The 23743-nt window shown below is 65.9% G+C and carries 21 protein-coding genes; 13 read left to right on the plus strand and 8 right to left on the minus strand.

What is annotated here, in order from left to right:
- The first annotated feature begins 73 nt into the window (after window positions 1-73).
- The 7 genes from AC5Y5B_RS15065 to AC5Y5B_RS15095 all read left to right on the plus strand — a co-directional run bounded on the left by AC5Y5B_RS15065 (window position 74) and on the right by AC5Y5B_RS15095 (window position 8083).
- A protein-coding gene (locus tag AC5Y5B_RS15065) for an IS3 family transposase (RefSeq protein WP_500005725.1) occupies window positions 74-1344 on the plus strand; the annotation gives its coding sequence in 2 pieces (ribosomal slippage) (window positions 74-347 and window positions 347-1344; 1272 coding nt in all).
- Between the two features lie 52 nt (window positions 1345-1396).
- Window positions 1397-2392, plus strand: a complete 996-nt coding sequence (locus AC5Y5B_RS15070) for an ERCC4 domain-containing protein (RefSeq protein ID WP_500005871.1) — start codon at window positions 1397-1399, stop codon at window positions 2390-2392.
- A 462-nt stretch (window positions 2393-2854) separates the two neighbouring features.
- Window positions 2855-3859, plus strand: a complete 1005-nt coding sequence (locus AC5Y5B_RS15075; RefSeq protein WP_500005726.1) for an alpha/beta hydrolase — start codon at window positions 2855-2857, stop codon at window positions 3857-3859.
- Between the two features lies 1 nt (window position 3860).
- Entirely contained in the window at window positions 3861-4709 is an 849-nt protein-coding gene (locus tag AC5Y5B_RS15080; RefSeq protein WP_500005727.1) for an SDR family NAD(P)-dependent oxidoreductase, read from the plus strand.
- Between the two features lie 25 nt (window positions 4710-4734).
- The gene (locus tag AC5Y5B_RS15085) at window positions 4735-5655 is read left to right on the plus strand and encodes a ferritin-like domain-containing protein (RefSeq protein WP_500005728.1); all 921 of its coding nucleotides are present in this window, start codon (window positions 4735-4737) and stop codon (window positions 5653-5655) included.
- Complete coding sequence (locus AC5Y5B_RS15090) at window positions 5652-7154, plus strand: flavin-containing monooxygenase (protein ID WP_500005730.1); 1503 nt, start codon at window positions 5652-5654, stop codon at window positions 7152-7154. Before AC5Y5B_RS15085 ends, AC5Y5B_RS15090 begins: the two co-directional genes overlap by 4 nt.
- Before the next feature lie 14 nt (window positions 7155-7168).
- A complete protein-coding gene (locus AC5Y5B_RS15095; RefSeq protein ID WP_500005732.1) occupies window positions 7169-8083 on the plus strand; it encodes a MerR family transcriptional regulator in 915 nt (304 codons plus the stop codon).
- Between the two features lie 332 nt (window positions 8084-8415).
- Here the strand turns inward: AC5Y5B_RS15095 and AC5Y5B_RS15100 are convergent, their stop codons facing one another.
- Together AC5Y5B_RS15100 and AC5Y5B_RS15105 are read right to left on the minus strand one after the other, a co-directional pair.
- Window positions 8416-9432, minus strand: coding sequence for an acyl-ACP desaturase (locus tag AC5Y5B_RS15100; RefSeq protein WP_500005733.1), 1017 nt, complete (start codon window positions 9430-9432; stop codon window positions 8416-8418).
- A 172-nt stretch (window positions 9433-9604) separates the two neighbouring features.
- Window positions 9605-10957 carry a salicylate synthase gene (locus tag AC5Y5B_RS15105; protein WP_112630542.1) on the minus strand — a complete coding sequence of 451 codons (1353 nt, stop codon included), beginning with the start codon at window positions 10955-10957 and terminating at the stop codon, window positions 9605-9607.
- Between the two features lie 334 nt (window positions 10958-11291).
- Here AC5Y5B_RS15105 and AC5Y5B_RS15110 point away from each other — a divergent pair, with 334 nt between their 5' ends.
- On the plus strand, window positions 11292-11504 hold the full coding sequence (locus AC5Y5B_RS15110; protein ID WP_500005734.1) for a hypothetical protein: 213 nt from the start codon (window positions 11292-11294) through the stop codon (window positions 11502-11504).
- Window positions 11505-11783: 279 nt separating this feature from the next.
- Window positions 11784-13025: a sodium-dependent bicarbonate transport family permease gene (locus AC5Y5B_RS15115; protein ID WP_112630546.1), complete on the plus strand. Its 1242-nt coding sequence runs from the start codon at window positions 11784-11786 to the stop codon at window positions 13023-13025.
- A 17-nt stretch (window positions 13026-13042) separates the two neighbouring features.
- On the opposite strand, the gene hemW is transcribed toward AC5Y5B_RS15115, so the two are convergent.
- A complete protein-coding gene (hemW, locus tag AC5Y5B_RS15120) occupies window positions 13043-14215 on the minus strand; it encodes a radical SAM family heme chaperone HemW (protein ID WP_112630548.1) in 1173 nt (390 codons plus the stop codon).
- A 229-nt stretch (window positions 14216-14444) separates the two neighbouring features.
- Between hemW and AC5Y5B_RS15125 the strand changes: the two genes are divergently transcribed.
- From AC5Y5B_RS15125 to AC5Y5B_RS15135, 3 genes are all read left to right on the plus strand, one after another.
- Window positions 14445-14510 (plus strand): Ms4527A family Cys-rich leader peptide, encoded by a 66-nt coding sequence (locus AC5Y5B_RS15125; protein WP_353852123.1) that lies wholly within the window; start codon window positions 14445-14447, stop codon window positions 14508-14510.
- A 116-nt stretch (window positions 14511-14626) separates the two neighbouring features.
- Window positions 14627-16294: a nitrite/sulfite reductase gene (locus AC5Y5B_RS15130; RefSeq protein ID WP_500005735.1), complete on the plus strand. Its 1668-nt coding sequence runs from the start codon at window positions 14627-14629 to the stop codon at window positions 16292-16294.
- On the plus strand, window positions 16291-17034 hold the full coding sequence (locus AC5Y5B_RS15135) for a phosphoadenylyl-sulfate reductase (RefSeq protein WP_112630552.1): 744 nt from the start codon (window positions 16291-16293) through the stop codon (window positions 17032-17034). The genes AC5Y5B_RS15130 and AC5Y5B_RS15135 overlap by 4 nt, the downstream gene beginning before the upstream one ends.
- A 128-nt stretch (window positions 17035-17162) precedes the next feature.
- On the opposite strand, the gene AC5Y5B_RS15140 is transcribed toward AC5Y5B_RS15135, so the two are convergent.
- The 5 genes from AC5Y5B_RS15140 to AC5Y5B_RS15160 all read right to left on the minus strand — a co-directional run bounded on the left by AC5Y5B_RS15140 (window position 17163) and on the right by AC5Y5B_RS15160 (window position 21497).
- The gene (locus tag AC5Y5B_RS15140) at window positions 17163-18248 is read right to left on the minus strand and encodes a sulfate/molybdate ABC transporter ATP-binding protein (protein WP_112630554.1); all 1086 of its coding nucleotides are present in this window, start codon (window positions 18246-18248) and stop codon (window positions 17163-17165) included.
- A gap of 8 nt (window positions 18249-18256) precedes the next feature.
- Window positions 18257-19075 carry a sulfate ABC transporter permease subunit CysW gene (gene cysW, locus AC5Y5B_RS15145; protein ID WP_500005737.1) on the minus strand — a complete coding sequence of 273 codons (819 nt, stop codon included), beginning with the start codon at window positions 19073-19075 and terminating at the stop codon, window positions 18257-18259.
- Window positions 19072-19944 carry a sulfate ABC transporter permease subunit CysT gene (gene cysT / locus AC5Y5B_RS15150; protein WP_112630558.1) on the minus strand — a complete coding sequence of 291 codons (873 nt, stop codon included), beginning with the start codon at window positions 19942-19944 and terminating at the stop codon, window positions 19072-19074. Before cysT ends, cysW begins: the two co-directional genes overlap by 4 nt.
- Window positions 19941-20972 (minus strand): sulfate ABC transporter substrate-binding protein, encoded by a 1032-nt coding sequence (locus AC5Y5B_RS15155; RefSeq protein WP_500005739.1) that lies wholly within the window; start codon window positions 20970-20972, stop codon window positions 19941-19943. Before AC5Y5B_RS15155 ends, cysT begins: the two co-directional genes overlap by 4 nt.
- A gap of 333 nt (window positions 20973-21305) precedes the next feature.
- Complete coding sequence (locus AC5Y5B_RS15160) at window positions 21306-21497, minus strand: hypothetical protein (protein ID WP_112630856.1); 192 nt, start codon at window positions 21495-21497, stop codon at window positions 21306-21308.
- Between the two features lie 148 nt (window positions 21498-21645).
- Here AC5Y5B_RS15160 and AC5Y5B_RS15165 point away from each other — a divergent pair, with 148 nt between their 5' ends.
- Entirely contained in the window at window positions 21646-23694 is a 2049-nt protein-coding gene (locus AC5Y5B_RS15165; RefSeq protein WP_112630562.1) for a glycoside hydrolase family 15 protein, read from the plus strand.
- Window positions 23695-23743 lie beyond the last annotated feature (49 nt).

Genomic DNA, 23743 nt, shown 5'->3' on the forward strand with positions numbered 1-23743 from the left:
AACGCGGTTGACGCAAGTTGAATGAACCGTCCCGGGTTTCGTGCACACCTTCTTCTGAGGGAAGGATGGCACGATGCCGAGCAAGTACGACGAGAACACCAAGGCCAAGGCGGTGCGGTTGGTCCGAGAGCATCGCGATGACTACGAGACCGAGTGGGCGGCGATGCGCGCGATCTCGGCGCGGTTGGGGATGAGCGCGGAGACGCTGCGCAAGTGGGTGCGCCAGGCCGAGGTGGACGACGGTGAGACTGCGGGTGTGCCGACTGAGACCGCACGCGAGCTGCGGGAGCTGCGCCGCAAAACAAAGGAACTTGAGCAAACGATCGAAATACTAAAGGCCGCAACAACTTTCTTCGCGCGGGAGTGCGACCCGCTACACCGCTGATCTCCGAGTTCATCGACGAACACAAGGACCGGTTCGGGGTCATAGCGATCTGCCGCGCCCTGGGTATCCAGGGCGTGGCGATCGCCCCACGCACCTACTGGGCACATCGGTCGTCGGCGCCGTCGAAACAGGCCCTGTGGGACACCACGATCACCGAGATCCTCGCCGGTGTCTACGAGCCCGACGAGCACGGCAAACGCCCACCGGAGTGCCTGTACGGCAGCCTGAAGATGTGGGCGCATCTGCAGCGCCATGGCATCCCGGTGGCGCGGTGCACGGTCGAACGGATCATGCGCAAGCACGGCTGGCGCGGGGCCACGCGCGCCCGGACGATACGCACCACCGAGCGCGATCCGGCCGCCGCGAGAGCGCCGGACCTGGTGCGGCGGCGCTTCCATGCATCGCGGCCTAATGAGCTTGACGTGGCCGACTTCACCTACGTGCCGCTCGATGGCGGCGGGTTCGGCTACACCGCATTCGTAATCGACGCCTTCGCCGGGCTGATCGCGGGTTGGGAGTGCGCGTTGACGAAGAACACCGCGTTCGTCGTGCGGGCGATCCGCCAAGCCACGGCATACCGGGCGCGGCAGGGACATCGGTTCACCGGTGACACGATTCATCACAGCGATGCCGGATCACAATACACTGCAACACATTTCACTGAGACACTGATGCTGTCCGGGCTTGTCCCGTCGATCGGGACCGTCGGGGACGCCCTCGATAACGCGTTGGCTGAAACCACGATCGGGCTCTACAAAACCGAGTGCGTGCGCGAGGGCTCCCCGTTCCGCACCGGACCGATCCGCACCCTCGCCGACCTGGAGAACATCACCTCGGCGTGGGTGCACTGGTATAACACCGCCAGGCTCATGCACCGCCTTGGCCGCCGCCCGCCAGCCGAAGCGGAGGCCGATTACTACGTCCGGCTGCAAGCCGGTGACCCCATCAGCAGTCCGTAGGCTCGGGTCGCGACGAGGGTGTCACCGAACACCGATGGCAGACTCGGGACTTGTGGCGGAGTTGTTGATCGCGGTCAACCCGGACGACGAATCCCGGCTGCGGCTGCTGCTGCGGGTTCCGCTGGCTGGCGGTGACCTGCTGTTTCGCACGTCGGGGACTTGGCCGCGGGAAAAGGCTTTGTTCGCCTACCCGGTAGGGCTGGACGAGTGGCCCGATGATCCGGTGATCGTCGAACGAGTGCCGCTGCGGTCGTGTGCACGGCGCGGCGCGGCGATCGACGTGATCGCTGACCGGTCCCGGCACAACCGCTCCCAGCTCGTGTTCACTCAGGCTCGTGGCCGCGACGTGGTGTTTTGGCAGTCGCCGCGCACCCGCAAGCAGGCGCGCCCGAACGTGCGCACCCCGACCGCCCGCGCCCACGGCATCGAGGAGCTGCAGATCGTTGTCGACAGTCACGAGCAATATGCCTACCGGTTCGCAACCCAGCAGGTCACCACGGTCAAGCGGGCGCTGCCATGTGGGGACTACGGGATCGTCGTCGATGGTCAGCTTGTCGCCAGCGTGGAACGCAAGTCACTGGTTGATCTGGTAGCCAGCCTCACCGGCGGCAAGCTGCGCTACCAGGTCGGCGACCTCGCCGCGCTCCCGCGCGCGGCGGTGGTCATCGAGGATCGCTACTCGCAGCTGTTCAAGCTTGACCGCGTCCGTCCCGCGATGGTCGCCGACGGACTCGCCGAACTTCAGATCCGCTGGCCGAACGTGCCCGTCGTGTTCTGCGAGACCCGCCAGCTCGCCGAGGAATGGACCTACCGGTTCCTCGCCGCCGCCAACGCCTGGGCGATCACCGAACACGCTGCCATGCAACGTATCTCACCGATCAGAGTCGACATCGCTCACCTCGAACAGGCACTCGCAGCCCCGGTCCCATCCACCGCGGAAGTCCGCGCCTGGGCTCGCAGCGCCGGCTTGCCGGTACCCGACCGCGGCCGGCTCCGCCCCGAGATCTGGGCTGCCTGGCACGACACCAACCCGCCGAACCGGACCTAGCGTCTACGGCCGCGTACTACGCTCACCATCAGATCGGGAAGCACACCGGTCACACGAAACGAGGTGTGCATCAAACCCGGGATGGTTCAGAATGCGGTTGACGCAAGCCGCTGACCTGCCCTCGATGATGCGCAGCAATGTCTCTGATGCAAAACATACTTCGCGCGTCCACCAGGGCAAGCCGGGGAGCAAAAGGGGCGTGACAGACGCTCCAGAATCAGCCTGATCAGCGGTTTCTTGGGTAGGCCCAGGTCTGTATCGGCTGACGACTGATCATGTGCCGTTATAGCACCACCACACCAAGGCCTGTCTCATATTCATGTCATATAAGTGACATTGGAATGACACGCAGATTGAGACAGTGACATCGCATTTGAGAACTGACACGAACCGCTTTGTTCCTCGCACACCTACCCAAAGCTGCCATTGACTAATGTCACCATTTGGTGTTGACTGCGTTCTATGACGGACGGCGTTCCGGCTCGCGGATCGTTGCGATCCCGCGGCGCGGCAGCGGTAAGTACGTACACCCTTCGGCCGATCACCCGCGTGATCCCGCCCGAACGGGCATGGGGTCTGTGGCTCTCGCGCCAGATCATCGCCAGCATCATGGGGACGTTCGGCCCCTCGCTCGCAGGCACCCGCGTCGAATCCGTCGACACCAAACTGCCCGACGGCCGCCGCGTCAAGGGTGAATGGGTCTACGGTCCCCGAACACCCACCAGTGACACCGCCCGCTCGTCGACGAGCGAGGGTGCGATCTACTACGTACACGGCAGCGGGTACGCCGTGTGTTCGCCAAAGACGCACCGCCGGTTGACATCCTGGCTTTCGTCCTTGACCGGCCTTCCGGTGTTCTGCATCGACTACCGACTCGCCCCAAAGCATCGCTTCCCCAGCGCGGCCGACGACGTCCGCACGGGCTGGGACTGGCTGGTCGATACGTGCGGCGTTGCGCCGAAACATATTGTGATTGCGGGAGATTCGGCGGGCGGTCACCTGTCCGTCGATCTGCTGCTACAAACCGGGGTCGAGCACCCCGCCGCCATGGTGCTGTTCTCTCCCCTGTACGACCTCACGTTCGAACTGGCGCTCGCCCGTGAGCGAATACGCCCCGACCCCGCCACCCGCGCCGCCAGCGCGGTCCGCCTGGTCGGCCTCTACCACCGCGGCATCGACCTCACCCATCAACGGCTGACGCTCGACGTCGCCGGCGGCCCCGCGCTCCCCCCGACGCTGATTCAGGCCGGTGGCGCCGAGATGCTGCAGGAGGATGCTCGACAGCTCGCCGCCGACATCCGAACTGCCGGTGGCAGATGCGAACTGCAGATCTGGCCCCATCAAGTGCACGTCTTTCAGGCGCTGCCACGCATGACACCGGAAGCCGCCAAGGCGATGGCCTACGTGGCGCGGTTCATCGCGCACGCCCTGCAGGATGCGCGCGCCGTCACCGAGGGAGCCCGCTGACATGCTGGACAGACTTTTCAACCGGTCGAAGACCAGCCGCGGCGCGTTGGCCGTGGTGACCGGCGCCGGAAGCGGCATCGGTGCCGCGTTCGCCGTCGAACTGGCCACCCGTGGCGGCGCGGTGGTGTGCAGCGACATCGACGAGGCGGCTGCGCAGCGCACGGCCGACACCGTCACCGAGCAGGGCGCCAAGGCGGTGGCAATCCGTTGCGATGTATCGCGATTCGAAGACGTGCTGGCGCTGGCCGAACAGTCTCAATCCTGGTTCGCGGCGCCACCCACACTGGTGATCAACAATGCTGGCGTCGGCGCGGGCGGTGCCGCCATCGGCGAAGCGCCGCTCGACGATTGGCTGTGGACGTTGGGCATCAACCTCTGGGGGCCCATCCACGGCTGCCATGTGTTCGCCCCCGTGCTGCGCGAGGCAGAACGGTTACGCGCCCCGCGCGGCATCATCAACGTGGCCTCGGCCGCCGCGTTCGGAGCGGCGCCCGGCATGGCCGCCTACAACGTCAGCAAGGCCGGTGTGCTTTCACTCTCCGAGACCCTTGCCGCCGAACTGGCCGGCACGCCGGTGCGGGTCACGGTGCTGTGCCCCACGTTCGTCAAGACCAACATCCTCGAAACCGGCCGCATCAGCGAGCAATCCAGTGAACTGGCCGCAAAACTGATGCGCTGGACTGGGTTATCCGCCGAGAAGGTCGCGCGGGACTGCCTGGACGCCCACGACCGCGGCGAGCTGTACTGCATGCCGCAAATCGACGCCAAGATCGGCTGGAACATCAAACGCCTTGCCCCGCAGACCTATACGCGTGTCGCCGGCCTGGTATCCCGCATCAACCTGCCCTGATCACCGGAACGAAAAGGAGCCCCCAATGGCCATCGACATGGAAGCCATGCTCGCCAAGATCAAGGATCGCCAGTGGGCGCTCGCCGACATCGACTGGGACGCGCCTGGTGCCGACATGATCACTGATGAACAGCGGCCACAGCTCAAGGCATTTATGGCCGACCTGTGCTGGATCGAGAACATCGGCGCCAGGGGCTTCGCGGCGCTGGCGAAGAAGGCACCCAACCCGACCATCGCCGAGATCTACCGCTACTTCCACGCCGAGGAGCAGCGCCACGCCAATGCCGAACTGGCGCTGATGAAGCGCTGGGGCATGCTCGAGGACGGCGAGATTCCCGAGCCGAACGTCAACATCCGCCTGGCGATCGACTGGCTGGACCGCTGGGCCGATGACATGCCGCTGTCTCTGCTCGGCACCGTCATTCCGATGCTCGAAGTCGCACTGGATGGCGCCCTGTTGAAATTCCTCCTCGATGAGGTGCACGACCCCATTTGTCACCAGGTCTTCGAGAAGATCAACAATGACGAATCGCGGCATCTGGTCGTCGATTTCGAAGTCCTCGACATGATCGGGCACGCGAAGATCCGACGATTGCTAATCGACTTCGTCGGTCACAACGCCACTCCGGGTCTCATCATCGGTGCGATCACCGGTGCCCCGCTGATCAACAGGATCCGCAACGAGATCACCGCCATGGGTATGGAGCCCGAGCGACTTTACCGGGCCGTGAAGCGGTTCAAAGAGCTCGGCGACCGCGGCGAACGTACCAGGCGGGTACCGACTTATCGGTTCCTGAGGCGCTACGCCGGAGTGGTCACCAATCCACGCCACCCGTACCACCTGCTGGCGAATTCGATGGTGTGGCTTTCCGACCGATATCCGCGGCCTCTGCTTCCGCCGGTACCGACTTGGGTTGGAGAACTCACCCACGAGCCGGCGGCGTGACCGTGGCGAACGACCGCGCCCATGCGGCGCTCATCATCGGGGCAGGCTTCACCGGACTGGGGGCGGCGATCCGCTTGGCCGAGGCCGGGGTCGACGACATCGTGATGCTCGAGCGTGCCGACCGCGTCGGCGGGACCTGGCGCGACACAACGTATCCCGGTGCCAGCTGCGACGTCCCATCGCTGCTGTACTCGTACTCGTTTGTCAAGAACCCGACCTGGTCACGGACCTACTCCCCCGCGCCTGAGATCTACCGGCACCTCGAGGACATGGCGGACAGGTTCGGCATCCGCAGCCGCATCAGGTTCGGCCACGAGGTCAAGGGCTTGGCCTTCGACGAGGAAGCAGGCGTCTGGACCGCGACCACCAAGAACCGCAAGAGGTTTCGGGCCCGCACGGTCGTGCTCGCCTCGGGTCCGCTGTCCGACGTCAGCTTCCCCGACATCCGGGGCCTGGATAGCTACCGCGGACACAAGATCCACAGCGCACGCTGGGATCACGACTACGACTTCACCGGCAAGCGGGTCGCGGTCATCGGTACCGGCGCCAGCGCCATCCAGATCATCCCGGAGCTGGTCAAGCGGGCCGGGTTCGTCAAGGTCTTTCAGCGCACCCCGTGCTGGGTGTTACCACGCCTGGACGTCGCCACCCCACCGGCCGTGCAATCGTTGTTCACCAAAGTTCCTGCTGTCCAACAACTTGCGCGCCAGGCGCTGTACTGGGGCCACGAGGCGAGCGCCACGGCGCTGGTATGGGACACACCGCTGACGTCGCTGGTCGCCCGGCTGGGCCGGGCCCACCTGCGCGCCCAGGTGAAAGACCCCTGGCTGCGCCGTCAGCTGACGCCGGACTTCAGGCCGGGGTGTAAACGCATGCTGGTGTCCAGCGACTACTACCCCGCGGTGCAGCGCGACAACTGCAAGCTCATCGACTGGCCGATCGCCACGTTGAGCCCGGTCGGCATTCGCACCAGCGATGGCATCGAACACCACCTCGACTGCATCGTGTTCGCCACCGGCTACGACGTGCATCTGACCGGACCGCCCTTTCCCGTCACCGGGCTCGGCGGCCGGTCGCTGGCCGCCGAATGGACCGGCGGCGCACAGGCTTACAAGAGCATCAACGTGCACGGGTATCCGAACCTGTTCGTCATGACCGGCCCCAACTCCGGGCCCGGCCACAACTCGCTGCTGGTCTACATCGAGGGCCAGCTCGACTACGCCGTGCGGGGCATCACCACCATCCTCAACGACGACCTGCGTTATCTCGATGTCCGTGACGAGGTCCAGCGTCGGCACAACGAGGAACTACAGCGTCGGCTCACCAGGACGACGTGGATGTCGGGGTGCCGCAGCTGGTACCTCACCAAGGACGGCTTCAACGGGTCGATGTACCCCGGCTTCGCCACGCAGTATCTTCGCCAGATGAGGAATTTCCGCTACGAGGACTACCAGGCGGTGGCACGCCGCGCCCCAACGCCGGCCACTGCGTCGGCCTGAAATGCCGCACTGACATGGCCACCGAGCGCGCATCGCGGCCCGAACCCGGCACCATCGGCGGCGTGCTGCACAACGTGCGGCGCGCACCCAAGCGCGTGCGGCGCCAATCGCGGGAATACCGCCAACTCATCGAGGGGGCGGTGTCCCAGCTTTTCGAGTCGGCCGCCCGACACCCGCACGGCGCAGCGAACTCCGGTGAATACCGCATCGACGACCTGGCCCGGCTGGCGGGCACCACGACGCGCAACATCCGCGTGTACCGCGACCGCGGGCTGCTGCCGCCCCCGCTGCGGGTGGGGCGCATCGCTCTGTTCAACGACACCCACCTGACCCGGCTGCGGCTCATCACCTCGATGCTCGACCGCGGTTACAACATCGCACATGTGCGAGAAATGCTCAGCGCATGGGAGGAAGGCAAAAACCTCGGCGACGTGCTGGGCCTCGAAACGGCGATCGCGGGCCCGTGGACCACCGAGAAGCCGGAGAGCATGCCGCTGTCGGAGGCGCAGCGATTGGTCGACGACGCCGATGCGTTCGAACGTCTGGTCGCGCTGCAGGTGATCCGGATCGATGGGACGCAGGCCACCGTCACCCGCCCGAAACTCATCGAGGCGTTCAACGAAATCCGCGGCTACGGCGTCAAATTGGACAAGCTCATCGACCTCCACGAACAGATCGTCCCCGAGATCGACAAGATCAGCGACATGCTGGTGCGCGCCGGCGCGGAACACGTGCTCGACCGGATCAAGCCCGGCGAACCGCTGCCGGAAGACGCCGAGATCGCCGAGCTGATCACCATGTTGGTGCGCTTCCGCACTCAAGCGGTGGCGACCGTCACCGCCACACTCGCATCCTCGATCGAATCCAACATCGAGTCGCTCGTCGGCCGCATCTTGGCCGACTACCTCGAATCGGGCTCGTCGGTCTGAGTCTGGTTCGCGCGCACCTCGGGCCGTGCGCGCGCAAACTAGACGGCGGGCAGCATCAAATAGGAGTACTGACCACCGTGCAGGTTAAGCACGTGTAAGTGCCCGTGCAGGCCGCAGCCGTCGGGTAAGTGAGGGCCAGCATTATGGCAAGAATGACTTTGGACTTACGGCCAGACACAAATACTCCATCCCGTTGAAGTTGGCACAGATGCTAAGCGGGGCACCGTCGGAAAACCGGAAAATGATAGATTTTCGCTGCAAATCCGCAGCAGCCATACAGAATGGCGCGTCGCACCGGCCCGACGGCGGGCGTCAGCAGCGCATGACCGGCGTCAGTGTTGGCTCAGCGTCAGCGTTCCTTTTGTCTGCAACACTTTGCTAGCGGTGATCTTCTCGGTTCTGCGCGCCTCACGCTCGAGGTAGCGCTGCTTGGACTCGTCGAATTTCACCGAAGCGTCCTCGAGTTCCTTGACCAGCAGCGCGAGATCGTCGCGCATCGCGGCGGCCTCACCGGTGAAGTCTTCGCGTTCGAAAATCCGCCACTTCTTCAGGACGGGCAGCACGACTTCCTCGAGATGAATGCGCGGGTCGTAGACGCCACCAACGGCGATGATCACCGCCTTGCGGCGGAACTCGGGCACCGTGAATCCGGGCATCTTGAAATTGCGCAGAATCCGATGCACGGACCTCATCGCCTGATCGGGTGCGATGTCCAAACCCGCGGCGCTGATATCGCGGTAGCAGAGCATGTGCAGGTTCTCGTCGTGCGACACCCTGGCCATCAACTGCTCGGCGATGGTGTCATTGCTGGCTTTGCCCGTGTTGCGGTGTGAGACGCGGGTGGCGAGTTCCTGAAACGAGACGTACATGACCGAGTCGAACAGGCTCTCAGCGAACATGTCGCCCTGCTGATTCTGTCCCGGACTGAAGCCTCTGGTCATTTGCTCGAGCCGGAGCTTCTCGAGCTCCACCGGGTCGACGGCGCGGGTCACCACGAGGTAGTCGCGCAGCGCCGTGCTGTGCCGGGCCTCCTCGGCGGTCCACCGATTCACCCACTGTCCCCACGGACCGTCCATGCTGAAATTCATCGCGATCTCACGGTGGTACGACGGCAAATTGTCTTCGGTCAGCAGGTTTTGCACCATCGCCACCTGCGCGACGTCGGGCAGCGTGCTCTGCCCGGGCTGCCAATCCTGGCCGTCGGGCCCGTAGAAATTCTTCCCGTCCGACCAGGGCACATAATCGTGCGGGCTCCACTCTTTGAACATCGAGAGATGGCGATTGAGCAGGCGCTCGACCACCGGCTCGAGCTCGTGAAGTAGCTGCAGGTTGGTCAGGGGTTTGGACACTTAGCCCTCCCGGTTATCCGTCGCGGTCGTAACGCGCATGTATCTGTGTCATGCGGTTACATAAAGATGGCACGCGAGCGGACCGGGCAAATAGGGCCGAAAGTCCCCACGGCGCCAACCGTGACGCAGAGAACACCCGACCGCCGATCGGGACCGGCTTATCGATTAAAAGCTATTGGCGCGCAATCAAATACGGGGCCAGGGTGGACAGCTTCTCGCAGGTCTCTTCGAACTCGCGATCGGGTGTGGACTCTTCGATGATGCCGGCGCCCGCCCGCAGCCACGTCTTGCCATCGCGCTCGTAGGCCGCCCGCAACGTCAGCGCCGCGTCCAGGCCGCCGTCGGCCGAAATCATCACGACCGCACCCGAATACAGACCGCGTGGTCCCTCGTCGAGGCGCATGATCGCTTCGACGCCACCGGCTTTCGGGATGCCCGACGCGGTGACGGCCGGGAACAGCGCTTCGAGCGCGTCCATCCGGTCGTTCGAGGTGTCGAGCCGGCCGCTGACCGTGGACCCGAGATGCTGCACGCTCCCCCGTTCGCGCACCGTCATGAAGTCGGTGACGACGGCAGTACCGGGCTCGGCGATCTCGGCCATTTCCTGCAGCGAGCTGCGTACCGAAATAGCATGCTCGACAATCTCTTTGGAATTCGATTCCAAGTCGTCGCGGGCTTGACGGTCGCGGACCGCGCCACGGCCGAGCGCTCGGGTGCCCGCCAGCGGTTCGGTCACCACGACGCCGTCGTGGTGGACGGCCGCAACCAGTTCGGGGCTATAACCGACGGCGCGAATTCCGCCCAGCCGCAGCAGAAATGACCTCACCGGTGTGTTGTGCCGGCGAGCCAAGCGATAGGTGGATGGGAAGTCAAGCGGGAAAGGCACTTCGAGAGAGCGCGAAAGGATGACCTTGTGGTAGCGGCCCGCGGCGATCTCGCCGACGGCCGACGCGACCCGATCGCGGTAGCCGGACGGGTCAGCGACCACGTCGACCGCCGAGGCGTCGCGCACGTCGGGCACACCGTCGCCGAGCACGCCCAGGACCTCGTCCCGGTGGTCGGCCGATGTGCCGAACAGGCGGATCCCCTCCCGGGTCACCACGATGCGCCCATGCGGCCAAAACACCCGGGCCAGTGGGGTTCCCGGTGCCAGCCGCTGCTGCAGCCCGTAGCGATACACGCCGAATTCGAAGGCAATCCAGCCGAAGAGCTGGTCGGTCTCCAGCAGCAGCCGGTCAATGGCTTCGCCGAGAACCGGCCCCGGCCGGCCCGACCACTGTTGGCACTGGGTCACGCCGTCGCGGATCACCCGCAGCTCGTCACTGTCCAGCTCGATCATGGCGCGCACGCCGGTGGCGAGCACCCATTCACCGCCGCGCTCGTAGAGCAGATACTCGTCCCCTACGCGCTCGGACAGCACCACGGCCAGCTCGGCCGCCAGGTCCGCGGGATCGATATGCACGGGAAGCGGGATCGACGGCGACTCACAGCCGGCGGAACTTGTCTCGACGCTGACCTCGGTCACGGTTAGTAAATGTAGCCTAACCTATGTAGCTACGCGCAACCGATCCCGCCAACTGATCCCTCGATCGCCGCGTTCAGCTAAAACTTCCGCGGAGTTAAAGCCCCGGCCGGTCCGTGTCCAGCGGGCCAAGTCGGCTGACATGCGGTGGCCTCCGTCGCGTTCCCGCAGGTAATTGGCGCTACGGGGCGCCGACCAGGGGCCCGCCTGTGAAGATCGCCACTCCAAAGGTTTCCCTACCGTTTACGTCGTGGCCGCACAACGTGGCGCTTTGGCGGCCAGACTTTTCCTAGCGCACATTGCACCCTGCCCACACCCGCCGGATTGGAGGAACACGGTGTTCATCATTCGGCTTTTCAACGGCGAGGAAGTGCATGCGAGCGAGGGCGACGAGCTCGAAATCAATCCACAGACCGGGGTGCTTTCGGTTTCCCGGGTCGATGGCTTCGAGGAAATCACTACGCATTTCTCGCCGTCGGCGTGGCTGTCGGTGACGCACCGCAAAAAAGGGGCCGGCGTGCGGCCCTCACTCGTCCCGTCGGCGCGTTGATCCGAATTTGACTGCACAGTAAATGCACAGCACCTTCACACCAAACTCGCGGCACCCGATGCACACCCGTGCGCGGGATTCCTCGCGGTTAATTTCGCTCTGACCAGCACTTTTACCGGGCATTAGCGGATCCCGACACGGCCTTCGCCCTGTGAGCGTTGAACTGGCGACGAGTCGGCCGCGGGGATAAATTCTTGACGGTCGTCGGGATGTTTCGTGGTTGCTCCGCTTGCGGACGGTGCTTCCCCCAGATCAGCGCGCTAACCAACGGAGGCATCGATGCTGCAAGAGTTTTGGCACAACTTCACCCATAACCTGTTCAAACCGCTTCTGTTGTTCTTTTACTTCGGGTTCCTGATTCCGATCCTCAAGGTGCGGTTCGAATTCCCGTATGTCATCTATCAGGGATTGACCATGTACCTGTTGCTGGCCATCGGCTGGCACGGCGGGGAAGAACTAGCGCAAGTCAAGGCATCCAGCGTCGGGGTCATCGTGGGCTTCATGGTGCTGGGCTTCGTGCTGAACTGTGCGATCGGCGGCCTGGCTTACCTGGGCCTCGGCCGCCTGAAATCACTGCGAAAGGTCGACCGCGCAACGGTCGCCGGCTACTACGGGTCGGACTCGGCGGGAACGTTCGCCACCTGCGTGGCCGTCCTGACCGCGGTGGGCATCGCGTTCAACGCGTACATGCCGGTGATGCTGGCCGTGATGGAGATCCCGGGCTGCTTGGTGGCGCTGTATTTCGTTGCCCGACTGCGGCATCGGGGCATGGACTCCGCCGGCTACATGCCCGACGAGGCCGGCTATACGCCGCCGGTCAAGGTCGGCGTGGGACCCGGGACCGCCGCGCGTCCTCCGCAGGGGCAGAGTCTCGAGAGTCAAGAGGAAGCCGGGATCGAGCAGGAGCTGGAGCTCTCGCTGGAAAAGCTGGAGCACCCGGATTGGGAGCCCGACCAGAGCCCGCCGCGCCCCAAGGGCAAGAAGGTGCCCATCTTCTCCCGGGAACTGTTCCAGGAGGTCTTCCTCAACCCCGGCCTCGTCCTTTTGATGGGGGGCATCATCATTGGCCTCGTCAGTGGGCTGCAGGGGCAGAAGGTCGTCGCCGACGACGACAAGTTCTTCGTGATGGCCTTCCAGGGCGTGCTGTGTCTGTTCCTGCTCGAGATGGGGATGACGGCGTCGCGCAAGTTGAAGGACCTGCGCGCGGCCGGTCCCGGATTCATCGTCTTCGGCCTCGTGGCACCGAATGTCTTTGCGACGCTGGGCATTATCGTCGCCTGCAGCTATGCGTCGCTGACCCACACCGACTTCAAGACCGGAACCTACGTGCTGTTCGCGGTGCTGTGCGGTGCGGCGTCCTACATCGCCGTTCCGGCGGTGCAGCGCCTGGCGATCCCCGAAGCGAGCCCGACGTTGCCGCTGGCCGCCTCACTGGGCCTGACGTTTTCCTACAACGTCACCGTGGGGATCCCGCTCTACATCGAGATCGCCCGCATCTTCGAGCGTCTGTTCGGAGTGTGACCACGCCCGGAAGGCCGCTACCCCAATAGCGTTCGCACCACAGCGTCGGCCAGCAGCCGTCCGCGCGGCGTCAGCACCAGCCTGTCACCCTCGGACACCAACAAGCCGTCGACCACCACGCTCTCGGCGCGGCCGCGCTCGGCGGCACTGAGCAGGTCAACCAGAAGTCCTTGGCGCAGACGCGTTTTCAACAGCACGTCTTCGGTGTGCAAGGCGTCGGCATCGAGCCGCTCGAATCCGGCCACCGGCAGCTCCCCGGCGCCCAGCCTCTCCGCATACGCGTTGGGATGCTTGACGTTCCACCACCGCGTCGTGCCGAGGTAGCCGTGCGCGCCCGGTCCGGCGCCCCACCACTGACCGCCGTCCCAGTAGCCCAGGTTGTGGCGGCATTCACCGCCGGGCCGCGACCAGTTGGAGACTTCGTACCAAGACATCCCGGCCTGCGACAACCGCGCATCGACCAATTCGTAGCGGTGGGCCAGCACGTCGTCGTCGGGTGGGGCCAATTCGCCGCGACGGACCCGCCGGGCCAGCGCGGTGCCCTCCTCGACGACGAGCGCGTAGGCGGAGACGTGATCCACGCCGGTCTCCACCGCCGTGTCGACCGACCGCAGCAGGTCGTCGTCGGACTCCCCCGGCGTGCCGTAGATCAAATCGAGGCTGACGTGCTCGAAGCCCGCCGCCAAGGCCTCGCGGGCGGCGGCCGCCGACCGGTTCGGGGTGTGGATGCGGTCGAGGACACCCAGCACCCTCGGCGCCACGGACTGCATCCCCAGCGATACCCGGGTGAAGCCGGCCGCGCGAATGGCGTCGAAGAAATCCGGCCAGGCCGACTCGGGGTTGGCCTCGGTGGTGACCTCGGCGCCGGGAGCCAGCGTGAAGTGGCGACGCAGCATGTCCAGCAGTGTGGCCATCCGGGCACCCCCCAGCAGCGACGGCGTTCCGCCCCCCACGAACACGGTGTTCACCGGGGGCGCCTGCAATCGCGCGGCCGCCAGTTCGAGTTCGGTCCCCAGCGCGCCGAGCCAGGCGTCCGGGTTGACGCCGCCCAATTCGGCCGGGGTGTACGTATTGAAATCGCAATAACCGCAACGTGTTACGCAAAACGGAACGTGCACATAGATGCCGAATGGCCGCCCGGCGACCACCCCGACGCCGGGGAGCTCGACCGGTTTTTCGCGAATGGCCATGCCAAATGATCCCACGACAGGCGGAGTGACCCGGGGTCGTCGATGGCCACTAGGGAACCGGCCCGCACGCAAGGGAACAGTCGCATCAACTTCTAAGGGTTTGCCGGGGAGATTTCCCAGGCTCGGCCGGTAGTTTTAATCACCGTGAGCCAAGATTTGACCTGCTCGCACGGCCCTTCGGCATCCGTGGCACAATGGTGGCGTGACTGTCGACCGGCCCGGCCCCCACATGGTGCTCGTGGCGCGACGGCACATTGATCTCAAGCGCGTTTGCAGCTGTATCTGTCTGCCTTGACGTGGTAGACCCAGGCCCCCTGTGTCTCCAGCTGGCCGATGGTTCCGCGCCGCCTGAAAGTGCCGGTGAACTGTGCTGGCCGCGCTGGCGATCTTTTTAAAGGAGAGAACTTCCCGATGACCACCGCCAGAGCCGCGAAGCCCCGTAACGAGGGCCAATGGGCACTGGGAAATCGTGAGCCGCTGAACCCGAACGAGGAGATGAAGCAGGCCGGCGCCCCGCTGGACGTGCGGGAGCGCATCGAGACGATCTACGCCCAGAACGGCTTCGACAGCATCGACAAGAGCGACCTGCGTGGGCGTTTCCGCTGGTGGGGGCTCTACACCCAGCGCGAACAGGGCTACGACGGGTCGTTCACCGGCGACGACAACGCCGAGTTGCTGGAAGCCAAGTACTTCATGATGCGGCTGCGCTGCGACGGCGGAGCCCTGTCGGCGGCCGCGCTGCGCACCGTCGGCCAGATTTCCACCGAATTCGGCCGCGACACCGCCGACATCACCGACCGTGAGAACGTCCAGTACCACTGGATCGAGGTCGAAAACGTCCCCGAGATCTGGCGGCGGCTGGCCGCGGTCGGCCTGCAGACCGCCGAGGCGTGCGGTGACTGCCCCCGCGTGATCCTGGGCTCGCCGCTGGCCGGTGAGTCGCTCGACGAGGTGCTGGACCCCAGCTGGGCGATCGAGGAGATCGCGCGCCGCTACATCGGCCAACCCGACTTCGCCGACCTGCCGCGCAAGTACAAGACCGCGATCTCGGGTCTGCAAGACGTGGTGCACGAGGTGAACGACATCGCGTTCATCGGCGTCAACCACCCCGAGCATGGCCCGGGGCTGGACCTGTGGGTCGGCGGTGGCCTGTCGACCAACCCGATGCTGGCCCAGCGGGTCGGCGCCTGGGTGCCGCTCGACGAGGTTCCCGAGGTGTGGCACGCGGTGACGTCGATCTTCCGCGACTACGGCTACCGCCGGCTGCGGTCCAAGGCGCGGCTGAAGTTCCTGGTCAAAGACTGGGGCATTGCCAAATTCCGGGAAGTTCTCGAAACCGAGTACCTCAAGCGTCCGCTGATCGACGGCCCGGCCCCCGAGCCGCTCAAGCACCCGATCGACCACGTGGGCGTGCAGCGTCTCAAGAACGGGCTCAACGCGGTGGGCGTCGCCTCGATCGCGGGCCGGGTGTCGGGCACCATCCTCACCGCGGTGGCCGACCTCGCCGAGCAAGCCGGCTCGGACCGGATCCGGCTCACGCCCTACCAGAAGCTGGTCATCCTCGACGTGCCCGACGACAAGCTCGACGAGCTGGTCGTCGGCCTGGAGGCGCTGGGCCTGCAGTCGCGGCCGTCGCATTGGCGGCGGAATGTGATGGCGTGCACGGGGATCGAGTTCTGCAAGCTGTCCTTCGCCGAAACCCGGGTCAAGGCGCAGTCTTTGGTGCCCGAGCTGGAGCGCCGGCTCGCCGACGTCAACGAGCAGCTCGACGTGCCCATCACTGTCAACATCAACGGCTGCCCCAATTCCTGCGCCCGCATTCAGGTCGCCGACATCGGGCTCAAGGGCCAGATGGTCGATGACGGAGAGGGCGGCTCGGTCGAGGGTTTCCAGGTTCACCTGGGCGGAAGCCTGGGCCTGGACAGCGGGTTCGGCCGAAAACTGCGCCAGCACAAGGTCACCAGCGACGAGCTCGGCGACTACATCGAGCGCGTCACACGCAACTTCCTGAAATATCGCGGTGAGGGTGAACGTTTCGCACAGTGGGCTATGAGGGCAGACGAGGACGATTTGCGATGAGCGAACGAACAACCAAGCTTCCAGAAGCCGAATTGCGGGCGCTCGCCGCCCGCGGCGCGGCCGAGCTGGAGGGCGCCAGCGCCGCCGAGGTGTTGCGCTGGACTGACGAGACATTCGGCGGCATCAACGGGCCCCGCGGCTGGGCCACCTGCAATTACGTGGTGGCCTCCAGCATGCAGGAGGCCGTATTGATCGACCTGGCGGCAAAGGTGCGCCCGGGCGTGCCGGTGGTCTTCTTGGACACCGGCTATCACTTCGTGGAGACCATCGGTACCCGAGACGCGATCGAATCCGTATACGACATCCGGGTGCTCAACGTCACTCCCGAACACAGCGTCGCCGAGCAGGACAGGCTGCTGGGCAAGGACCTGTTCGCCCGGGATCCCGGCGAGTGCTGCCGGCTGCGCAAGGTCGCGCCGCTGGGCAAGACGCTGCAGGGGTACTCGGCGTGGGTGACGGGGTTGCGCCGGTCTGAGGCCGCGACGCGCGCGAACGCGCCGGTGGTCGGCTTCGATGAGGGCTTCAAGCTCGTCAAGGTCAACCCGATGGCGACCTGGTCCGACGAGGACGTGCAGAACTACATCGACGAGCACAGCGTGCTGGTCAATCCGCTTATCTACGAAGGCTATTCATCGATCGGCTGCCAGCCCTGCACGGCCAAGCCGCTGGCCGGCGCCGACCCGCGCAGCGGCCGCTGGCAGGGCCGGGCCAAGACCGAATGCGGTTTGCACGCCTCGTAAGAGGCTCACGGTCAACGTGTTTCGCCGCCCCCGGCCGGGTGAGAACCGGGCCGGTGAAAAGCGATAGCGCGTTCGCGGAAAGCAACGGTCGGCCCGGGGTTACCCACGCGGGATAAGGGGCCCATGCATCACGCGGAGGTCAGCGTGCTCTCATCCTGGTCAGCCTCGTCCGCGCCACTTGCGTTGTCGGCCAAGGCGATCGGCGGGACCCTGGTGGCACGCACGTAGACGGTGTCGCCCTCGCGAAGGGCCAGGGCCTCGGCGTCGCCGCGGGTGATCTGGGCGGTGAAGAATCCACCGGTGGCCGCGCTGGTCAACTCGACCCGCACCTCGAAGCCCAGCGTCACCACCCGGTCGACGATGGCGCGCACCACCCCCACGGACTCGGCCGTGCCGTCGCCGCCGGCGATCGCCATCTCGGGGTTGCGGCCCACCCGGATATCGTGCGGCCGCACCAGGGTGCCGTTCAGGGTGGACACCGCACCGAGGAACGACATCACGAACGCGTTCGCCGGGGTGTCGTAGACGTCGGTCGGGGATCCGATCTGTTCGACGCGGCCCTTGTTCAGCACCGCGATGCGGTCGGCGACGTCCAGCGCCTCGGCCTGGTCGTGGGTGACAAGCACCGTGGTCACGTGCACCTCGTCGTGCAGGCGCCGCAACCACGCGCGCAGATCCTCGCGCACCTTGGCGTCCAGCGCGCCGAACGGCTCGTCGAGCAGCAACACCTGCGGGTCGACGGCCAACGCCCGCGCCAGCGCCATCCGCTGCCGCTGACCACCGGACAGCTGGTTGGGATAGCGGGCCTGAAACCCGCTCAGTCCCACCACTTCCAGCAGGTTGTCGACTTTGGCTTTGATCTCGGCCTTGGGTCGCTTGCGGACCTTGAGTCCGTAGGCCACGTTGTCGCGGACGGTCAGGTGCTTGAACGCCGCGTAGTGCTGGAACACGAACCCGATGCCGCGGCGCTGCGGCGGCACCCGGGTCACGTCCCGACCGTAGATGGTCACGGTTCCGGTGTCGGGTTGGTCGAGGCCGGCGATGGTGCGCAGCAGGGTCGACTTGCCCGAGCCGCTGGGACCCAACAGCGCGGTCAGCGAGCCGGTGGGCACGACGAAGTCCACATGGTCCAGCGCGACGAAATCGCCATAACGTTTGTTGGCGTCGCGCACGACGATGGCGATGTCGTCCCGGTTGGCGTGAGTCACGGTCATTCTCCTCGTCAGGCCTGCCTGGCCGCTCGTGCGCGTCGCGCGTCCAGCACCACTTGGAAAACCAGCACCAGCACGGCCACCCCCATCAGCAGTGTGGACAGCGCGTAGGCGCCGTATTCCGCACCGCGGTTGTACCGGTCGGAGACAAGCAATGTCAGTGTCTGCGACTTCCCCGGCAGGTTCGACGACACCATCAGCACGGCGCCGTACTCCCCCAGGGTACGTGCAATCGTCAACACGATGCCGTAGGTCAGACCCCACCGGATGGACGGCAGGGTGATCCGCCAAAAGGTCTGCCACCAGCCCGAACCCAGGGTGGCCGCGGCCTCCTCCTGGTCGGTTCCCAGCTCGTGCAGCACCGGCTCCACTTCGCGCACCACGAAGGGCAGCGTGACGAAGATGCTGGCGAGCACGATGCCCGGCAGGCCGAAGATGATCTTGAACCCGAGGTCTTGTTCCACGAACCCCAGGGCACCGGCCGACCCCCACAACACGATCAACGCGACGCCCACGATGACGGGTGAGACCGCGAACGGCAGATCGATGACCGCCTGCAGCATGCCCTTGCCGCGAAACCTGTTGCGCGCCAGGACCAACGCGGTGGGGATGCCGAAGACGACGTTCAGCGGCACCACGATGGCCACCACCAGCAGCGTCAGGTTCAGCGCCGATATCGCCGCGGGGGTGCTGACCCAGGCGTAGAACTGCCCCAGTCCGGGTTGGAACGTCCGCCACAGAATCAACGCCACCGGAATGACCAGCAGCACGAAGATGTAGGCGAGCGCGACGAATCGCAACCAATAACGCACTCCCGCAGACGATGTCATGCGGACAGCTCCTCCCGCTTGGCCGCATGGCCTCCCACGATCCGCAGGACGAGCAGCACGACAAACGAAATGCCCAACAGCACAATCGATATCGCGGCCGCGCCGGTGCGGTCGTCGTTCTCGATCAACGTGCGAATCCACTGCGACGACACTTCGGTCTTGCCGGGCACCGCACCGCCGATGAGCACCACCGAACCGAACTCGCCGATCGCCCGCGAGAAAGCCAGGCCCGCCCCGGACAACAACGCGGGCAACAGCGACGGCAGCACCACCGAGGTGAAGATCTTGGGGCCGCTGGCACCCAGCGACGCCGCCGCCTCCTCGGCTTCACGATCGAGTTCCAGCAGCACCGGCTGCACGGCGCGCACCACGAACGGCAGCGTGACGAAGGCCAGGGCCACCGCCACACCCCACGACGTGTGCTGCAGTTGCAGACCGATGGGGCTGTGGTTGCCGTACAACGCCAGCATCACCAGGCTGGCGACGATGGTCGGCAGCGCGAAGGGCAGATCGATGATCGCGTCGACGAGGCGTTTGCCCGGAAAGTCGTCCCGCACCAGCACCCACGCGATCACCAGGCCGAAAACCAGGTTGAGCACGGTGACCCCGGCCGAGATCGTCAGGGTGACCCGAAACGATTCCAGCGCGGCATTCGAGGTGACGGCGAGCCAGAAAGCCTGCCAGCCGCCGCTCGCGGATTGCCACGCGATCGCGGCCAGCGGCAGCAACACGATCACCGAGAGCCAGATTGTGGCCGCGCCGACCCGAAGGGCGGTGGTGCCGCGGCCGCGCTCGGGAAGCGGGCCCCCTGGCACGTCGCCGCCGAGCTCAGGTCGGACTGCCAGCGGGTCCGGCGTGATGGCCGTCATCCGGTGGCCTTCGTGTAGATCTTCGTGATGCTGCCGGAGTTCTTGTCGAACAGCTGCGGATCCGCTGTGGCCCAGCCGCCCAGGTCGGCGATGGTCCACAGTTTCGCCGGCACGGGGTACTGGTTGCGGAAGTCGGCGACCACGGCCGGGTCGACCGGGCGGAAACCGGCTTGCGCCCAGACCTTTTGGGCCGCGGCCGTGTATTGGAAGTTTTTGAAGGCGACGGCGGCGTCCAGGTGCCGGCTGGTGTTGACCACCGCCACCGGATTGTCGATCTTGAAGGTCTGCGCCAAGTTGATGTGTTCGACCGGCTTTCCGGCCCGCTCGGTGGCGATGGCCTCGTTCTCGTAGCTGATCAACACGTCACCGCTGCCCTGGACGAAGACGTCGGTGGCTTCCCGGCCCGATCCGGGTCGCAGTTTCACGTGTTCGGTGACCAGCTTCTTGATGAAATCCACCCCGGCGTCGCTGTGTGCGCCGCCTTCGCTCTTGACGGCGTACGGCGCGAGCAGGTTCCACTTGGCCGAGCCGGAACTCAGCGGACTGGGGGTGATGACCTCCACACCGGGGCGCAGCAGGTCATCCCAATCCTTGATGTTCTTCGGATTGCCCTTGCGCACCATCAGCGTGACCACCGAACCGAACGGAATTCCCTTGGTGGCGTCGGTATTCCATTCCTTGGAGACCTTGCCGGCCTTGACCAGTCGAGCGATGTCGGGTTCGACGGAGAAATTCACGACGTCGGCCGGCTTGCCGTCGACGACGCCGCGGGACTGGTCACCGGAGGCGCCGTAGGAGGTGACCACCTGGACGCCCTTGCCTTCGTCGGAGGCGTTGAACGCCGGAATTATCTTGCTCCAACCGGGTTCTGGGACCGAATAGGCGACCAGGGTGATGCTGGTGCGCGCGTTGGCCAGACCACCGCCGCCGACGGCATCACTGGCCCCGCCATGGCACCCGGCGATCAGGCCGGCGACGACGGCGAGGGCGAGGACGGGCCGCCAGCTTGATGCGGTCCTGGTGTCCATGGAGGGCCTTCCGGTGCGAGACGTATGGGAGTCGTGTCCCGTTTCTGCGGAAAGGCACCTAGAACTTCAGGAGAATTCGAAAACTCCAGACCAGACCGCGCACGGGTGTGGGAGTCAGCGACAACAGTGCACGAAGGCATGGCACTCCGAGATGCTCATCGCCACGCGCATGGCGGGAAGCCTAACAGGAATTGACGTTGCCGCCACCGCAGCGGTGGCTGTGCAGACGGCCCATGGCCGTTAGCGGTGCATCGCGTGGGTCACCAGCCACGTGACGACCACCAGCGCCACCAGGATGACCAGAATCAGGGTCACGTGTGACCGAGGCATGCGCTACCCGGGCGTCCCGTCGTGGCGGGCACGGCGCATCAGCTCGATGCCCTTTCCGAGCACGCCATCCAGCAGTGCCGCCGTGGCGTAGGCCACCACCAGCACAGCGGGCATCACCACCAGGGCCTGCAGCACGAAAGGCAGCCCCGACAGCCACAGCTCGTTGCCGTCCCACCAATTGAGGAACGCGTTCACGTGGCTCACCCTATTCGGCCGGGCCGCCGAAGACCATCGGCCCGGCGGGAACGCGCACCGGCACAGGCCCGACGCAACGGACGGCGGCGCGGCACGCCAGCTCGGCGAAACGTTGGACGCGAGACCGCTGAGCAGCGATGATGTCCAGATGGTTCTGCATGCCCAGCCCGAAGACCAGCCGGCCGCACCGCTCGACGCCCTGCCCGGGGAAGAGCGTCAGGCCGCCTCCGCCACGTCGATGTCGTCGTCCATCGACCTGCGCACACCCGGGCCCCTCGCTCCCAGCGCTGCCCTGCGGAACCCGTTCCCGCCGATCGCCGACTACGCGTTCCTGTCGGACTGGGAAACCACCTGCCTGATCTCCCCCGCCGGCTCGGTGGAATGGCTCTGCGTGCCCCGCCCGGACTCGCCCAGTGTGTTTGGGGCGATCCTGGACCGCAGCGCCGGTCATTTCCGGCTGGGGCCCTACGGGGTCTCGGTGCCCTCGGCCCGCCGCTATTTGCCCGGCAGCCTGATCATGGAAACCACCTGGCAGACCCACACCGGGTGGCTGATCGTGCGCGATGCGCTGGTGATGGGCCCGTGGCACGATCTGGAGCGGCGGTCGCGCACACACCGCCGCACCCCGATGGACTGGGACGCCGAGCACATCCTGCTGCGCACGGTGCGCTGCGTCAGCGGCACCGTCGAGCTGATGATGAGCTGCGAACCGGCGTTCGACTACCACCGCGTCGGCGCCACCTGGGAGTACTCGGCCAACGCGTACGGCGAGGCCGTCGCCCGGGCCACCAAGGATCCCGACGCCCACCCGACGATGCGGCTGACCTCCAACCTGAGGATCGGGTTGGAAGGCCGCGAGGCGCGCGCACGCACCCGGATGAAAGAGGGTGACGACGTGTTCGTCGCCCTGAGCTGGACCAAGCACCCGGCGCCGCAGACCTACGAAGAGGCCGCCGAGAAGATGTGGCAGACCACCGAGTGCTGGCGGCAGTGGATCAACATCGGGAACTTCCCCGACCATCCCTGGCGGGCGTATCTGCAGCGCAGCGCGCTGACGCTGAAGGGCCTGACGTACTCGCCCACCGGTGCGCTGCTGGCGGCCAGCACCACGTCGTTGCCGGAAACGCCTCAGGGCGAACGCAACTGGGATTACCGCTACGCCTGGGTGCGCGACTCCACCTTCGCGCTGTGGGGCCTGTACACGCTCGGACTGGATCGCGAGGCCGACGACTTCTTCGCCTTCATCGCCGACGTCTCCGGCGCCAACAACAACGAGCGCCATCCGCTGCAGGTCATGTACGGCGTGGGCGGCGAGCGCAGCCTGGTCGAAGAGGAACTGCATCACCTGTCCGGCTACGACCATGCCCGGCCGGTGCGGATCGGCAATGGCGCCTACGACCAGATCCAGCACGACATCTGGGGCTCCATCCTGGACTCCTTCTACCTGCACGCCAAGTCGCGCGAGCAAGTGCCCGAGACGTTGTGGCCGGTGCTGAAGAAGCAGGTGGAGGAGGCGATCAAGCACTGGCGCGAGCCGGACCGCGGCATCTGGGAGGTGCGCGGGGAGCCGCAGCACTTCACGTCGTCGAAGGTGATGTGCTGGGTGGCGCTCGACCGCGGCGCCAAGCTGGCCGAGCGGCAGGGCGAGAAGAGCTACGCCCAGCAGTGGCGGGCGATCGCCGAGGAGATCAAGAACGACATCCTGGCGCACGGCGTGGACGCCCGCGGGGTGTTCACCCAGCGCTACGGCAGCGACGCGCTGGACGCCTCGCTGCTGTTGGTGGTGCTGACGCGGTTCTTGCCGCCGGACGACCCGCGGGTGCGCAACACGGTCCTGGCGATCGCCGACGAACTCACCCAGGAGGGCCTGGTGTTGCGCTACCGGGTCGAGGAAACCGACGACGGGCTGTCCGGCGAGGAGGGCACCTTTACGATCTGCTCGTTCTGGCTGGTGTCGGCGCTCGTCGAGATCGGCGAGGTGGCGCGCGCCAAACGACTGTGCGAGCGGCTGCTGTCCTACGCCAGCCCACTGCACCTCTACGCCGAGGAGATCGAGCCGCGCACCGGTCGGCAACTAGGCAACTTCCCGCAGGCCTTCACCCACCTGGCGCTGATCAACGCGGTGGTGCACGTCATCCGCGCCGAGGAGGAAGCCGACGGCTCCGGGGGGTTCCAGCCGGCCAACGCGCCCATGTAGCGGCGATCGCGAGGGCGGCGCAGCCGGACGAAGCGGGTCGCCGCCATCA

This window comes from Mycobacterium sp. NGS33, assembly GCF_059812885.1.

Coding starts and splice junctions, on each gene's coding strand:
- AC5Y5B_RS15075 (WP_500005726.1), top strand. CDS start 2,855: ATGACGGACGGCGTTCCGGCTCGCGGATCGTTGCGATCCCGCGGCGCG.
- AC5Y5B_RS15080 (WP_500005727.1), top strand. CDS start 3,861: ATGCTGGACAGACTTTTCAACCGGTCGAAGACCAGCCGCGGCGCGTTG.
- cysT (WP_112630558.1), bottom strand. CDS start 19,944: ATGACGGCCATCACGCCGGACCCGCTGGCAGTCCGACCTGAGCTCGGC.
- hemW (WP_112630548.1), bottom strand. CDS start 14,215: ATGGCCATTCGCGAAAAACCGGTCGAGCTCCCCGGCGTCGGGGTGGTC.
- AC5Y5B_RS15135 (WP_112630552.1), top strand. CDS start 16,291: ATGAGCGAACGAACAACCAAGCTTCCAGAAGCCGAATTGCGGGCGCTC.
- AC5Y5B_RS15130 (WP_500005735.1), top strand. CDS start 14,627: ATGACCACCGCCAGAGCCGCGAAGCCCCGTAACGAGGGCCAATGGGCA.
- AC5Y5B_RS15165 (WP_112630562.1), top strand. CDS start 21,646: ATGGTTCTGCATGCCCAGCCCGAAGACCAGCCGGCCGCACCGCTCGAC.
- AC5Y5B_RS15095 (WP_500005732.1), top strand. CDS start 7,169: ATGGCCACCGAGCGCGCATCGCGGCCCGAACCCGGCACCATCGGCGGC.
- AC5Y5B_RS15140 (WP_112630554.1), bottom strand. CDS start 18,248: ATGACCGTGACTCACGCCAACCGGGACGACATCGCCATCGTCGTGCGC.
- AC5Y5B_RS15085 (WP_500005728.1), top strand. CDS start 4,735: ATGGCCATCGACATGGAAGCCATGCTCGCCAAGATCAAGGATCGCCAG.
- cysW (WP_500005737.1), bottom strand. CDS start 19,075: ATGACATCGTCTGCGGGAGTGCGTTATTGGTTGCGATTCGTCGCGCTC.
- AC5Y5B_RS15155 (WP_500005739.1), bottom strand. CDS start 20,972: ATGGACACCAGGACCGCATCAAGCTGGCGGCCCGTCCTCGCCCTCGCC.
- AC5Y5B_RS15115 (WP_112630546.1), top strand. CDS start 11,784: ATGCTGCAAGAGTTTTGGCACAACTTCACCCATAACCTGTTCAAACCG.